This is a genomic window from Microvirga medicaginis (assembly GCF_052658925.1).
Window position 1 is genome coordinate 104,890 of record NZ_JBQWEL010000011.1, and the last position, 13,522, is coordinate 118,411.

The 13,522-nt window shown below is 61.7% G+C and carries 15 protein-coding genes and 1 tRNA gene; 9 read left to right on the forward strand and 7 right to left on the reverse strand.

Annotated elements, in window-relative coordinates; all coding sequences use genetic code 11:
• Nucleotides 1-170: 170 nt before the first annotated feature.
• A complete protein-coding gene (locus tag ACUXUR_RS15400; RefSeq protein WP_445503221.1) occupies nucleotides 171-581 on the forward strand; it encodes a DUF6766 family protein in 411 nt (136 codons plus the stop codon).
• A 6-nt stretch (nucleotides 582-587) separates the two neighbouring features.
• Nucleotides 588-881 carry an acylphosphatase gene (locus tag ACUXUR_RS15405; protein ID WP_445503222.1) on the forward strand — a complete coding sequence of 98 codons (294 nt, stop codon included), beginning with the start codon at nucleotides 588-590 and terminating at the stop codon, nucleotides 879-881.
• Here ACUXUR_RS15405 and ACUXUR_RS15410 read toward each other — a convergent pair.
• The gene (locus ACUXUR_RS15410; RefSeq protein ID WP_445503223.1) at nucleotides 878-1,285 is read right to left on the reverse strand and encodes a rhodanese-like domain-containing protein; all 408 of its coding nucleotides are present in this window, start codon (nucleotides 1,283-1,285) and stop codon (nucleotides 878-880) included. The genes ACUXUR_RS15405 and ACUXUR_RS15410 overlap by 4 nt on opposite strands.
• Before the next feature lie 69 nt (nucleotides 1,286-1,354).
• Here ACUXUR_RS15410 and ACUXUR_RS15415 point away from each other — a divergent pair, with 69 nt between their 5' ends.
• Together ACUXUR_RS15415 and ACUXUR_RS15420 are read left to right on the forward strand one after the other, a co-directional pair.
• Complete coding sequence (locus ACUXUR_RS15415; RefSeq protein ID WP_445503224.1) at nucleotides 1,355-2,047, forward strand: DUF599 domain-containing protein; 693 nt, start codon at nucleotides 1,355-1,357, stop codon at nucleotides 2,045-2,047.
• The gene (locus ACUXUR_RS15420; protein ID WP_445503225.1) at nucleotides 2,040-2,321 is read left to right on the forward strand and encodes a DUF3253 domain-containing protein; all 282 of its coding nucleotides are present in this window, start codon (nucleotides 2,040-2,042) and stop codon (nucleotides 2,319-2,321) included. Before ACUXUR_RS15415 ends, ACUXUR_RS15420 begins: the two co-directional genes overlap by 8 nt.
• On the opposite strand, the gene ACUXUR_RS15425 is transcribed toward ACUXUR_RS15420, so the two are convergent.
• A complete protein-coding gene (locus tag ACUXUR_RS15425; protein ID WP_445503226.1) occupies nucleotides 2,282-3,115 on the reverse strand; it encodes a YdcF family protein in 834 nt (277 codons plus the stop codon). The genes ACUXUR_RS15420 and ACUXUR_RS15425 overlap by 40 nt on opposite strands.
• Before the next feature lie 25 nt (nucleotides 3,116-3,140).
• Nucleotides 3,141-3,842 (reverse strand): ribonuclease activity regulator RraA, encoded by a 702-nt coding sequence (locus tag ACUXUR_RS15430; RefSeq protein WP_445503227.1) that lies wholly within the window; start codon nucleotides 3,840-3,842, stop codon nucleotides 3,141-3,143.
• A 138-nt stretch (nucleotides 3,843-3,980) separates the two neighbouring features.
• On the opposite strand from ACUXUR_RS15430, the gene ACUXUR_RS15435 reads away from it, so the two are divergent.
• Both ACUXUR_RS15435 and ACUXUR_RS15440 read left to right on the forward strand, forming a co-directional pair.
• Entirely contained in the window at nucleotides 3,981-4,559 is a 579-nt protein-coding gene (locus ACUXUR_RS15435) for a hypothetical protein (RefSeq protein WP_445503228.1), read from the forward strand.
• A 173-nt stretch (nucleotides 4,560-4,732) separates the two neighbouring features.
• Nucleotides 4,733-6,289, forward strand: a complete 1,557-nt coding sequence (locus tag ACUXUR_RS15440) for a hypothetical protein (protein ID WP_445503229.1) — start codon at nucleotides 4,733-4,735, stop codon at nucleotides 6,287-6,289.
• Here the strand turns inward: ACUXUR_RS15440 and ACUXUR_RS15445 are convergent.
• The 4 genes from ACUXUR_RS15445 to ACUXUR_RS15460 all read right to left on the reverse strand — a co-directional run bounded on the left by ACUXUR_RS15445 (nucleotide 6,286) and on the right by ACUXUR_RS15460 (nucleotide 10,377).
• Complete coding sequence (locus ACUXUR_RS15445) at nucleotides 6,286-7,458, reverse strand: isovaleryl-CoA dehydrogenase (protein WP_445503230.1); 1,173 nt, start codon at nucleotides 7,456-7,458, stop codon at nucleotides 6,286-6,288. The two genes, ACUXUR_RS15440 and ACUXUR_RS15445, sit on opposite strands and share 4 nt — an antisense overlap.
• A gap of 189 nt (nucleotides 7,459-7,647) precedes the next feature.
• Nucleotides 7,648-8,550: a glycoside hydrolase family 25 protein gene (locus ACUXUR_RS15450; RefSeq protein ID WP_445503231.1), complete on the reverse strand. Its 903-nt coding sequence runs from the start codon at nucleotides 8,548-8,550 to the stop codon at nucleotides 7,648-7,650.
• A 93-nt stretch (nucleotides 8,551-8,643) separates the two neighbouring features.
• Entirely contained in the window at nucleotides 8,644-10,068 is a 1,425-nt protein-coding gene (gene mgtE, locus ACUXUR_RS15455; RefSeq protein ID WP_445503232.1) for a magnesium transporter, read from the reverse strand.
• Nucleotides 10,069-10,292: 224 nt separating this feature from the next.
• Nucleotides 10,293-10,377, reverse strand: a tRNA-Leu gene (locus tag ACUXUR_RS15460).
• 230 nt (nucleotides 10,378-10,607) lie between these two features.
• On the opposite strand from ACUXUR_RS15460, the gene lipB reads away from it, so the two are divergent.
• The 3 genes from lipB (at nucleotide 10,608) to ACUXUR_RS15475 (ending at nucleotide 13,481) form a co-directional block, all read left to right on the forward strand.
• Entirely contained in the window at nucleotides 10,608-11,336 is a 729-nt protein-coding gene (gene lipB / locus ACUXUR_RS15465; protein ID WP_445503294.1) for a lipoyl(octanoyl) transferase LipB, read from the forward strand.
• Between the two features lie 96 nt (nucleotides 11,337-11,432).
• Complete coding sequence (locus ACUXUR_RS15470) at nucleotides 11,433-11,759, forward strand: hypothetical protein (protein WP_445503233.1); 327 nt, start codon at nucleotides 11,433-11,435, stop codon at nucleotides 11,757-11,759.
• 114 nt (nucleotides 11,760-11,873) lie between these two features.
• Nucleotides 11,874-13,481, forward strand: a complete 1,608-nt coding sequence (locus ACUXUR_RS15475; RefSeq protein WP_445503234.1) for a carboxyl transferase domain-containing protein — start codon at nucleotides 11,874-11,876, stop codon at nucleotides 13,479-13,481.
• Nucleotides 13,482-13,522 lie beyond the last annotated feature (41 nt).

Here is a 13,522-nt window from a genome sequence, read left to right on the forward strand (position 1 = left end):
TTCCACGGCCCCGGCTCCGCAGCAGCCCAAGGTTCGCCCACTCTTCGCTGCGCCTTCCAGCACGATCCGCAAGTAGGATCGACAAGTAAGAGCGAGCGTCGTTTTCCCCTTTCATCAGAACCTTTGCCATAGGCGCGCGTTGAGTCCGCACGGCGCGTATGGAGTTTAAGATGGACACGAAAACACACTCGATCTGGAAGGCTTACGGCTATGCCTGGGTGACCTTGGGATTCTTCCTGATCTCCATTGTTGGCCACTGGCTCTTCGGCTGGTTTGCCTATGTCAGCGAGCAGCAGGCTCATGCCCAACCTGTCGTGACGTCCGATTATCTCATCGTGATGATGCGAGACACCCTGGAGAACTGGCAGTCCGAGTTCCTGCAGCTTCTCTGGCAGGTCGGCGGCCTGGCCATCCTCCTCTATGTGGGCTCTCCCCAGTCGAAGGAGGGGGATGATCGGATGGAGGCGAAGATCGACGAGATCCTGCGCAAGGTAGACCCGCAGAATGGGGAGCGTATCATCCAGACTCTCGATGAGGATTATTCGGGACGCCACACGGACGCCCGTCATGCTCACACTTGAGGGACGATGACCACGAACCGAATTGCTCATGTGCTGATCCACGGACGTGTCCAGGGCGTAGGCTTCCGTGCCTGGGTCCACCATCAGGCGGAGCTGCACGGACTGAAAGGTTGGGTGCGGAACCGGTATGACGGCCGTGTCGAGGCAGTGTTCTCAGGTCCCGGCGAGATGGTCGAGGTCATGCTCAAGGCTTGCCATCAGGGGCCTGCGAGCTCCTTGGTACAACTTGTCGAGCCCGTGGAGGGGGCGGATCACGAGCTCAATGAGGCAGGTGGATTCGAGGTTCGCAGAACAGTTTAGGTTTTGGGCTCCAGCTGCTCGACGGGCCCGCCGGCCTTCCTCCACGCGGTGAAGCCGCCTTCGACATGGGCGACGGGCTTCAGCCCCATATCCTGGGCGGTCGCGGCCGAGAGGGCCGACCGCCAGCCGGCGGCGCAGAAGAACACGAAGGTCTTGTCCTGGGCGAAAACCGGCTTGTGATAAGGACTTTCCGGATCGATCCAGAATTCCAGCATGCCGCGCGGGCAATGCACGGCACCAGGGATGCGGCCCTCCCGCTCCAGCTCGCGCGGATCGCGCAGGTCCACGAACACCACATCCTCGTGTCCGTGCAGCGCTATCGCCTCTTGTATGGGCAAGGTCCGGATCTTTGCGCTGGCCTCATCGAGCAATGTCTTGTAGCCGCGTGTGATGGTCTGAGGCATGCTTAAGTCGCTCCGTTGAGGCTTTCTCCAAACTGGGCATGATAGCGGCAGAGTCAACGGAGGCGAAGGTTGCTCGGGTTCACCTTTCTCGATTATGCGGCGCTGGCTTTCTTCCTTCTGGCGTGGTTCGGCTATCATGCCGCGCTTGAGTTCACCGCTCCGGGGCAGAGAAGCCTCAATAAGGTGATGAACCAGTACCGCTTCCGCTGGATGGAGCAGCTGGTGGTACGCGAAAACCGGATCGTGGATACCACCATTATGGCTTCCCTGATGAATGGCACGGCCTTCTTTGCCTCCACCTCGCTCATCGCCATCGGCGGTGTGCTGGCCCTTCTGCGCTCGACGGAAGAGGTTCTGCCGATCTTTACCGAGCTGCCCTTCGGCCTGCCTCCGACGCGGCTTGCCTGGGAGGTGAAGGTGATCGGTCTTGCGATCATCTTCGTCTATGCCTTCTTCAAGTTCGCCTGGTCGTACCGCCTCTTCAATTACATGGCGATCATCGTCGGCTCCGTTCCTGTGCTGAAGGAGGGCAGTCGCGAGGAAGCGTTGGTCGTCGCCCGCCAAGCTGCCGCGATGAACGTGGTGGCTGGCAAGCATTTCAATCGCGGCCAGCGAGCCTTCTTCTTCTCGCTCGCCTATCTCGGCTGGTTCATCAGCTCTTATCTCTTCATTGCGGCGACGGCAGGCATTCTGTTCGTCATGTGGCGCCGGCAATTCCTGTCGGATGCGCGTGACGCTGCGCTGGGGCGCGACGATGCCTAGGAACGCCAATCCCGAAGAGATTGAAAGTGTCATGCTCGCGCTGCTCAACGAGCGCGGCCCTGGCAGGACCATCGGGCCTGCGGATGTGGCTCAGGCCATCGGCGGCAATCAGCCGGACGGCTGGGGGCCTCTCATGCAGCCGGTGCGAAAGGTTGCCGTTCGCCTGATGAAGGAGGGGCGGATCGCAATTTTGCGGAAGGGCAGGCCGGTCGATCCCGACGACTTTCGTGGCACCTATCGGCTCGCGCTTCCCACGGCAGCCGACGAAGAGTGAGGCGAAGGAAAAAGCTCGTTCGTGCGGCCTGTCAGGTAATAGCCGATGAGACCGGCCCATTCCTTCGTGCCGACATCGAGCCGCCGCAGCCCATCGGAGACGAAGGCAAAGGGGTGATAGTTGTTCGATCCGCCGCCCGTGCGGAAATCCACCGGATAGGCCGTGACGGCAAAGCCCACCTTCTCGAAGACGCCGATCGCGCGGGGCATGTGCCAGGCCGATGTCACGAGAAGCCAGCGTTCGCCCTCGCGCGGCTGCACCAAGTCTCGTGAATAAGTCGCGTTCTCCGATGTGGTCCGAGAGCGGTCTTCCACGATGATGCGGGCGGGATCTATGCCGATGCTTCTGAAGTAATCAGCGATGATCGGAGCCTCTCGCGCCCCATCGCCGAACACGGTGCCGCCGCCGCCGGAGATCAGAATCCGAGCCTTCGGATAGCGATGCGCCAGTTGAATCGTCTCGAGTAGTCGCTCAGCTGATTCATTGACAATCAGTTGGCCCTGCGAAATCGAGTCCGAGGCCTCCACTGAGCCGCCGAGCAGAACAATCCCGTCCACCGGCTTGCCGTCGTCTTGGAACGGTGGAAAGCGCTCTTCCAGCGGCACCATGAGATAGGTGGCAATGGGCAGAAGGCCCAATCCGATCGTCACCACGGTCATCGCGAAGGCGAAGCCGATGCCGAATGTCCGCAGCCGGCGGAAGAGGGTAAGCACAAAGCCTAAGAGAATGAGGCTCAGAAGCAGGTTGGATGGCGTGGCGAAGAACCAGGCGACTTTCGAGACGTAGTAAAACACCAGCCATCCTTCTGCTTTGGATGATTTAAGCCTTCGACTCGGCCTCGTAGCGGGCCTTCGTCTCGGCATTCGGTGGGTAAAGGCCGGGGAGGGGCACGCCCTTCTCCACCTCGCGCATCACCCACAGCTCATAGCGCTCCTGCTCCACCGCGGCCCTCGCGACATCATCGACCAGAGCGGCCGGAATAACGACCACGCCGTCACGGTCAGCGACGAGCACGTCATCCGGGAAAATTGCCACGCCGCCGCAGCCGATGGGCTCCTGCCAGCCGACGAAGGTGAGGCCAGCGACCGACGGAGGAGCGGCAACGCCTGCGCACCAGACCGGCAGGTTCGTTCCCTCGACGCCGACCGCATCACGCACCACGCCATCCGTAATGAGCGCCGCGACGCCGCGCTTCTTCATGCGCGCGGTGAGAATGTCGCCGAAGATTCCGGCATCGGTCACGCCCATGGAATCGACGACCGCGATGCAGCCTTCGGGCATGGCCTCGATGGCCGCACGGGTGGAGATGGGGGAGGCCCAGGACTCAGGGGTCGCCAGGTCTTCACGGGCAGGCACGAAGCGCAGCGTGAAGGCGCGACCGACCATTTTTTCCGTGGCGTTGAAGGCCGGCATCGGCCCCTTCATCCAGCAGCGGCGAATGCCTTTTTTCAGCAGAACGGTGGTAATCGTGGCAGTGGAGGCAGCGCGCAGGGCGTCGGCGATGGCTTTGTCGAGGGTCATGAGAGTTTCCTGACGTTGGGAGAAGCTACTCATACCGGCCTGGCGCGCGGATTGCCACCGGAACGCCGCTGAATCCCCTGCATCAATGTTTCGTCAGATTGATGGTAATATCAGGAAATTCGGCCATTGGAAAACCTGATGAGACACATCCTCGCCTTCTTGTTTCTGTGCCTCGTGCCCTTTGCACGACCTGCAGCGGCAGAGCCATTCGATCCCGAAGCCGCTCGACAGGCTGCCCAAGCTGTGGTTGCCGAGGTGCTGGAGGCGCTGGCCAATCGTGATTTCCAGAAGCTCGCTTTCTTCGTCGGCAATGAGGGGCTGATAGTGAGCCCTTATGTGTTCCTGGACGACAAGGATGTGCGGCTGTCACGTGCAGACGTCGAGCATTGTGCGATTGATCGGCAGATACGGCTGTGGGGCTACAAGGACGGCAGCGGGGATCCTGTCGAGACGACCTGCCGCCGCTATTTCGACGAGTTCGTGTGGAATGCGGATTACCGCAAGGCGGACGAAGTGCTTTACAACGAGCCGCGCCAGCGCGGGAACGAGATCAACAACAACCAAGCGTTCGCGCCCAATGGCATCGTTGTGGAACTGCATCTCCATGCTGAAAGCACAGAGGCCCCGATGACGTGGAAGAGCCTGCGCCTCATCTTCCGTGAGAGCGGGCAGGGGCTTTCCCTGATCGCCGTCACGCGGGATGTCTGGACAGTCTGAGCGAAACGTCGCAGCCCCGGAAATTCCTGACATTTTTCATGGAGCCTCTTCATACGATGAGGTTGACCGGAACAGCACGCGAGTTCTATGCCCGTCAGCACGAGCGAGATTCGTGCGGCTTTTGAACAATGGTTCGCGAGGGCCAGAATATGTCCGAATTGCAGGATACCGGAATGGCCGTTTCCGCTTATGTCGACACCAGAGCCGAGCGTCCATGGATTGTTCTCAAGCAAACGGGGCTTGTCGCAGCACTGATCCTCCTACCCCTGTTCTATGCCCTCGTTCCACCGCTCGAGGACTATCCGAACCATCTGGCGCGGATGCATGCACTCGCGAGCATTCCCCACAACGAGGCGCTCTCGCAGTTCTATGAGGTGAGTTGGGCACCGATCCCCAACCTCATCATGGATCTGATCGTCCCGCCTCTGACACCATTTCTCGGCGTCTACACGGCGGGCCGTGTTTTTGTGGGGCTGACGCTTCTTTTGATGCTCTTGGGACCGGTGCTGCTTCAGCGCGTGCTGATCGGACGCTGGTCCGCTTGGCCTCTCGTCGGTGGCCTCTTCGTTTATAACGGCTTTCTTTTCACGGGCTTGATGAACTACCTGTTCGGCGTGGGCGTCGCAGTGTTCGGCCTTGCCGTATGGATGAGGCTCAGCGAAAAATCGATTGCCATCAGAGCGTTATCCAGCCTGACGTTTTGCGCTGTGCTCTATACCTGCCATCTGTCGGCCTTGGGGCTCTATGGCCTTGGCATCGCCAGCTTCGAGTTCTGGCGCCTGTGGATGCAGAAATCCTGGCGTCCTGTGCGGCTGCTGAAGAGTGCGCTAGCGCTCGGTCTCCCGTTTCTGCCATTCCTCTATCTTCTCGTGAAGAGCCCGACATGGGGGCTCTCGCACGAAATCGTCTGGGAAACCCAAGGCAAGCTCGAGGCGATCACGCTTTTCCTATCCGTCTACTCGGATATCACCGATATTCCCTTCCTCATGCTCATTGCAGTGGCGATCGGCATTGCCGTGCGGCGTGGATTGGTTCGTTTCCATCCTGCAGGCCTGATCATGACTGGCGTGTTGACCACAGCCTTTCTCGCGATGCCGCGCATGGCATTCGGCTCCTGGATGGCGGATCAAAGGCTTGTCGTCGGTATCTTCTTCATGACCCTGGGCTTTATTTCGGTCGACCTGAAGAAGCTCGAGAACCACAACGCTTTCTTTGCGGTTTGCCTTGTCGCCATTGCCTTTCGCATTGTTGATGTCTCCGCGCATTGGGTCGCCATCTCGCAGCCTTTGCTGGAGCTCAAAACCTCGCTGCGTATGATGCAGCCGGGAGCACGGCTGCTGGTCGCTCAAGCGGATGATCCTGCCGACGGGCCTGTCGATGCGGCCTTGGCTCATGCCCCCAACCTTGCCGTTATCGAGAGGTCTGCTCTGGTCTCGCGCCTCTTCGTCGTGCCCGGAAAGCAGATCCTGCACGCCCGTTCCGATTATGGCGGGCATGTGGATACGGAAGATGGTGATACACCGACCATCAGTCGCATCATCGTGGATGCGGATGAAGAAGGGTCCTCGGCCGATGGCCCTCATTATTGGGACAAGTGGCCACGTTTCTACGATTACCTGATCGTGCTCGGCACCGATCCGGATGAGACGGCCAACCCCGCGCCCGATCTTCTGCAGATCATGCACAACGGGCGCGGGTTTCAGCTCTACAAGGTCAAGAAGCCCTCTTAAGCTGTCTTCGTGAACAGCTCGCGGCCGATCAGCATGCGGCGGATTTCGCTGGTGCCGGCGCCAATCTCGTAGAGCTTCGCGTCACGCAGCAGGCGGCCCGTCGGGTAATCGTTGATGTAGCCGTTTCCGCCCAGAAGCTGAATGGCATCGAGCGCCATCTTGGTGGCGTTCTCAGCGGCATAGAGGATCGCGCCGGCCGCGTCCTCGCGCGTGGTTTCGCCTCGGTCGCAAGCCTTGGCCACGGCATAGACATAGGCCTTGGCAGCATTCATCGTCACATACATGTCGGCGATCTTGCCCTGCACGAGCTGGAACTCGCCGATCGGCTGTCCGAACTGCTTGCGCTCATGGATGTAAGGCAACACTACGTCCATGCAGGCCTGCATGATGCCCGTGGAGCCCGCTGCCAGCACCGCGCGCTCGTAGTCGAGGCCGGACATGAGCACGTTCACGCCTTTGCCGACCTGGCCCAGCACGTTCTCCTCCGGCACTTCGCAATCCTCGAACACCAGCTCGCAGGTGTCGGACCCGCGCATGCCGAGTTTGTCGAGCTTCTGGTGCGTGGAGAAGCCCTTGAAGCCTTTCTCGATAAGGAAGGCGGTGATGCCGCGCGGACCGGCTTCCGGATCGGTCTTCGCGTAGACCACGAGCGTCTCGGCTATGGGACCGTTGGTGATCCACATCTTGTTGCCGTTGAGCACATAGCGGTCGCCGCGCTTTTCGGCGCGGGTGCGCATGGAGACCACGTCTGAGCCGGACCCGGGCTCGGACATCGCCAGCGCGCCCACATGCTCGCCGGAAATCAGCTTGGGCAGGTAGCGGCGCTTCTGCTCCTCACTGCCGTTGCGGCGGATCTGGTTGACGCACAGATTCGAGTGCGCGCCATAGGACAGGCCGACCGAAGCGGAGGCGCGGGAGATTTCCTCCATGGCGATCACGTGCTCGAGATAGCCGAGGCCCGTACCGCCATATTCCTCTTCCACCGTGATGCCGTGCAAGCCGAGCTCGCCCATCTGAGGCCAGAGATCGCGCGGAAACTGGTTGGTGCGGTCGATCTCCTCGGCACGCGGCGCGATCTTCTCCTGGGCAAAGTCTCGCACGGTCTCGCGGATCGCATCGGCGGTTTCGCCGAGGTCGAAATTGAAGGCTTTCGTGGCGTTCGGCAGCATTCCTGTTTCCTCCACCTGTCCACGCATCACCTGTGCCGTGGATCGCTTGTCGTTCCGCTGACATCTTGGACAGCAGTGCTGACCTTTTCAAGCAGGAAGGCGGGGAAAATTGGTTGAATGAAAGGCCCAAATGAAAAGCTCCTCTGCCTCGCGGCAGAGGAGCCTGACAACGTGCTGGGATCTTACGCCTTACTCGTCGATGCTGGCGGTCTGGATCGAGTCCAGGCCCTGGCACTTTCCAGCGGGGGCAAGCCGGCGGTAATCGCGGGGGTCACAGGCGCTCTGGACGAACATGCGCCACTGGTTCTCGGTGCCGTAGAAGGTGTTGCGGTCCACATCCCCATCGATGCCCGGCACGCGGCCGGTCGTAGTGAACTGCCAGAAGGTCCAGCGGCGGTCGGCGTAGCGCTCCTGGGGCTCCGCCGCGGTGCTGCGGATCCAGAAGGGATAATCGGTGAACTCGCCTTCCAGGATTTCCTTATGGAAGGTGATGTCGGTGTAGATGATCGGGCGCTTGCCGGTGTGAGCTTCCATCTCACGCAGCATCACGTCGATCATGGCGAGCGCCTGCTCGCGCGGAACCTTCTTCGGGCAGTTCACAGACTGGCCGTTCCATTCGACGTCGAGGACCGGGGGGAGGGCCTCCGGATCATAGGGGACGTTCTTCTTGAACCAGGCGGCCTGCTCATGGGCCGGGCGGCACCAGAACACGAAATGGTAGGCGCCACGCGGAACGCCGGCACGCTTCGCGGCCACCCAGTTTTCCATGAAGCGGCTGTCCACGTGGTCGCCGCCTTCGGTGGCCTTGATGAAGGCGAATTGCGTACCCGCCTTGCGCAGCGAGGCCCAGTCCACCTGGCCCTGCCACTTGGAGATGTCGACGCCGTGGATCGGCAGGCGATGAGCCTTGGCCACGCCCTGGTGCGGACGGGCATCGCTCTTCATCGGGTAGCGGCTCGATGAGCCCGGGGCTATGGCGCAGGAGGCGAGCGTCAGGGCGACGGCGGCCAGGGCGCCAAATCGGGCAACCCGAAGGAACGTCGTCAGGCCGGAGCTTTTGGAGCGGCTGGGGGAACGGCGGCGTGTCTTCATCGGGCTTGACTGTAATGAACGCAGAACTTGATCGCATCAGGGATGCCCGAACTGGGTTAACAAGCCCCTTACGATCCTGATCTTGCAATCACATTACAGTTTAAACCAAAGCGTGGCTATACCCAAGAAGGAGAAGAAGCCCACGATATCGGTGATCGTGGTTACGAACGGGCCCGAGGAGACGGCGGGATCCACGCCGAGGCGGTTCAGGCCGAGAGGCACAAAGATGCCGCCAAGGGCTGCGAAGATCAGGACGGTGATGAGCGCAAGGCCGATCACCAGCCCGATTTCGGGAGATTGGAACCAGAGGGCCGCCAATCCCCCCATGATGACCGCGAAGACGATGCCGTTGAGCAGGCCGACAGCGGCCTCGCGGACGATGATGCGCCAGGCATTCGAGCGGCCGAGCTCGCGGGTGGCGAGCGCGCGCACGGCCACGGTCATGGTCTGCGTGCCTGCATTGCCCCCCATGGAGGCGACGATGGGCATGAGGATGGCCAGGGCCACCATGTGCTGGAGCGAGCTCTCGAAGAGGCGGATGACGCCCGCCGCCAGGAAGGCGGTGCACATATTGGCGAAGAGCCAGGGGAAACGGCTGCGCTGGATATAGAAGACCGTATCCGAGAGTTCTTCATCCGGCTTCACGCCGCCGAGCTGCTTGATGTCGGCGTCCGCTTCCTCTTCGAGAACGTCGACGATGTCGTCGACCAGGATCACGCCCACGAGGCGGTTCGCCTCGTCGACGACGGCAGCAGAGACGAGATTGAAGCGCTCGAAAAGGCGCGCCACCTCCTCCTGGGGCTCGGTGGCCTCCACCCGGTCCGGCTCGTCGTCCATGATCTCCTGGATCGTGATGGGACGCTTCGAACGCAGGAGCCTGTCGAGGGCGACGGCGCCCAGAAGGTGGCCTGCCGGATCGATGACGAAGATCTCGTAGAAGGTCTCCGGCAGATCCGGCGTCTCACGCATGAAGTCGATGGTCTGCCCCACCGTCCAGAAAGGCGGTACGGCGATGAACTCGGTCTGCATGCGCCGGCCGGCGCTGTCCTCGGGGTATTCGAGGGAGCGCTGGAGCGCGACACGCTCCATGGCTGGGAGCTGATCGAGAACCTCGGCCTTCTCCTCCTCGGGAAGGCTTTCCAGAATTGTGACCGCGTCGTCGGAATCAAGGTCGCGAACGCCCTCGGCCACGGTCGCGGTTTCGAGTTCTTCGAGGATCTCCTCGCGGACGGCCTCGTCCACCTCGGTCAGCGCGGTGAAGTCGAAGGCCGATCCCAAGAGCTCGATGAGGCGAGGGCGGTGCTCGGGCTCGAGCGCCTCGAGCAGGTCGCCGACCTCGGATTCATGGAAGTCTTCCACCAGCTCCCGCAGCCGGTCGGTATCCGATGCTTCGATGGCATCGGCAGCGGCGGCGAGGAATTCCGGATTGAGCTCACCTTCCTCATCCCTGAAGGCCAGGTGCTGAGGGACCGGCCCTTCGGGCGGTGGAAGCGTCGTGTTGTTTTCGACTTCCATCATGAGCCTGTCCTTAAGAAGGTTGTCGGGGCCTTTTAGGAGCGTGCGCAAGTCAGTGCAATGCGCCTGAAAAGCCTCATTCAGGGAATCGTCTAGTCGCCGGTTCTGCAGGATTGATTCAGGTTCCCAAGAAAGTGATTCAAGAACCTGGAGCGTTACTCAATATGAGCAACAAAAAAGGCCCCGTGGAAGGGGCCTCTTTGTCATGCCTGCGGCATGTGATGAGTTGGTGCGGCCAAGAGGACTCGAACCTCCACGGGTCTCCCCACTAGCACCTCAAGCTAGCGCGTCTACCAATTCCGCCATGGCCGCGGAACTCGTTTTCAGGAGTGTTCCTCCCGAAGTGGTGGTGGCTCTAACAGATCGATCCGGGCGCCGCAAGCCCATCTTTGCACTCTATCCCGAAACTCGACATTTCGACGGGGAGGACGTGCATGACGCGGCCAGCAGTTCCTATATGAAGGCCAAGTCCGAAGGAGCGAGTGTTGACCCTCGCCGTTTTTAAGGATCAGAACATCCTCCTTCATCAAGCAGAAGGTGACATGGTGTCGAACCTGCGTGACAGCTTGGCCGATCTTTTTTTGAGCGAGAGCGGCGATTTCGTGGAATGGGCCATCGCCGAGGGGCTGACGCCTTATGAGCAGGCGGTCGCCTTCATGGAAGCACGGGCCCAGGCGATCGCCGAGGACCAAGCGCGTGAGCTCGTCTGGCTCGTGGAGCATCCCCCGCTTTATACCGCCGGCACCTCGGCTCAGGCTTCCGATCTCGTCGACCCGGATCGTTTCCCGGTTCATCAGACGGGGCGTGGAGGACAATATACCTATCACGGTCCCGGCCAGCGGGTGGCTTATGTGATGCTCGACCTGAAGCGTCGTACGCCCGACCTGCGCCGTTATGTGGCAGCCCTCGAATCGTGGCTGATCCAGACCCTTGCGGCCTTCAACATCCGGGGCGAGCGGCGGGAGGATCGCGTCGGCGTGTGGGTGCGCCGGCCGGACAAGGGCGAGACCGCCGAGGACAAGATCGCCGCCATCGGCATTCGTGTCCGGCGCTGGGCGACCTATCACGGAATCAGCCTGAACGTGGAGCCGGATCTTACCCATTTTACCGGCATCGTCCCCTGCGGCGTCACACAGCACGGGGTCACCAGCTTGGTGGACTTAGGAATTCCCGTGACTATGCCCGAGGTCGATGCGGCGATGCGGAAGGCTTTCGAGGATATCTTCGGCCTCACCGAGAGGGTGGAGGCGCCGTTGCTCTCCGGCCACTGAAAGGGCAGTTTTTCACACCTGCTATGGTCAGGCTTCTCCTCAAGGCCGCTTCGTGCTCTAAGCTAGAGTAAACGGCTGACCATTGGCGGATCTTTCATGCAGCGCATTCTCTTTGCCTCTCTTCTTCTCGTAGGCGTTTCGGCCTGTGCCTATCGTCCTGATCCGGTGGAACTGATCCATGTCGTCGATTCGCCTGCCGACATACGCGTCTGCCAGCGGCTCGGAGAGGTAAGCCCCGTCGTGTCGACCACCCCGGGATTCGGCTCCGCAACGGACAGCATGAAGGAGGCAGTGGTCGCCTTGGGCGGGACACATCTTTACCTCCAGAAGAACTCCGAAGATTGGTCGCTCGTGCGCGGCATCGCCTATCGCTGCGGCCCCGGGGTCGTCCAGCGGGAAACCGTCATTCGGGCGAAAGGCTAACACGCTAGCCTCACGCGCGGAGTTGCGTAGGCTCCCTGGTCCCAGCTACTGACGGAGGGCCCCGCGGTTCAGCCGTGAAGGAGCGCGTCAAGAAAAATCAGGGAGCCAAACGCCGTGCCCGTCATCGCCACCTCTGCCGATCTCTCGTCGGACACCGCGCGGGCGAACCGCGCCGCCTGGGCGGATCTCACCCGCGACCTTCAGGCCAAGCGGCAGGCAGCCGCCGAGGGCGGGCCCGCAAAGGCGCGTGAGCGCCATCTCGCCCGCGGCAAGCTTCTGCCGCGCGAACGTGTGATGCGGCTGCTCGATCCCGGCGCGCCTTTCCTGGAACTCGGTTCTCTTGCGGCCTACGGCATGTACGGGGATGCGATCCACGGCGCCGGAATTATCACCGGCATCGGCCGGGTCGAAGGCCGCGAGGTCATGATCGTCTGCAACGACTCGACGATCAAAGGCGGCACCTATTATCCGATGACGGTGAAGAAGCATCTGCGCGCGCAGGAGATCGCACGCGAGAACCGTCTGCCCTGCATCTATCTGGTCGATTCCGGCGGCGCGAACCTGCCGCACCAGACGGAGGTGTTCCCGGACCGCGACCATTTCGGCCGCATCTTCTACAACCAGGCGACCCTGTCCTCGATGGGCATTCCGCAGATCGCCTGCGTCATGGGCTCGTGCACGGCGGGTGGCGCCTATGTGCCTGCCATGTCGGACGAGACCATCATCGTGCGCCGCCAGGGCACCATCTTCCTCGGCGGGCCGCCCCTGGTGAAAGCGGCGACCGGCGAGGTGGTGTCGGCGGAAGATCTCGGCGGCGCGGATGTGCATGCGCGCCTCTCGGGCGTGGCGGACCACTACGCGACTGACGATGTGCATGCGCTTGCCATCGTGCGCCGCATCGTCGGCACGCTCAACACGCGTAAGATGATCGACATCGACCTTGCCGAGCCGGTGGAACCGAAATACGCGATTCAGGATCTCGACGCGATCGTGCCGACGGATCTCAAGAAGCAGTACGACATCCGGGAAGTCATCGCGCGTCTGGTCGACGGCTCCGAGTTCGACGAGTTCAAGCGGCTTTACGGCACCACGCTTGTGACGGGCTTCGCCCGGATCTGGGGCATGCCGGTCGGCATCATCGCGAACAACGGCATCCTGTTCTCCGAGAGTGCGCTCAAGGGCGCGCATTTCATCGAACTGTGCTGCCAGCGCCGCATTCCGCTGCTCTTCCTGCAGAACATCTCCGGCTTCATGGTCGGCCGCCAGTACGAAGCGGGCGGTATCGCCAAGGATGGCGCGAAGCTCGTCACAGCCGTGGCCTGCGCTCAGGTGCCGAAGATCACGCTGCTCGTCGGCGGCTCGTTCGGTGCGGGCAATTACGGCATGTGCGGTCGCGCCTATTCTCCACGCTTCCTGTTCACTTGGCCGAACTCCCGCATCTCGGTGATGGGCGGCGAGCAGGCGGCAAGCGTTCTCGCTACCGTGCGGCGCGACAATATCGAGGCCGAGGGCAAATCCTGGAGCGCGGAAGAGGAGGAGACCTTCAAGGCCCCCATCCGCAGCAAGTACGAGGAGGAGGGCTCTCCGTATCATGCGACCGCGCGCCTGTGGGACGATGGCATCATCCTGCCTTCCGAAACCCGCCGGGTCCTGGCGCTGGCCTTCTCCGCTGCGCTGAACGCGCCGATTCCTGAAACGAAGTTCGGCGTGTTCAGGATGTAAGCGGGCGGATTCGGAGGAAGCCTGGAACCGGGCGGCGCCAG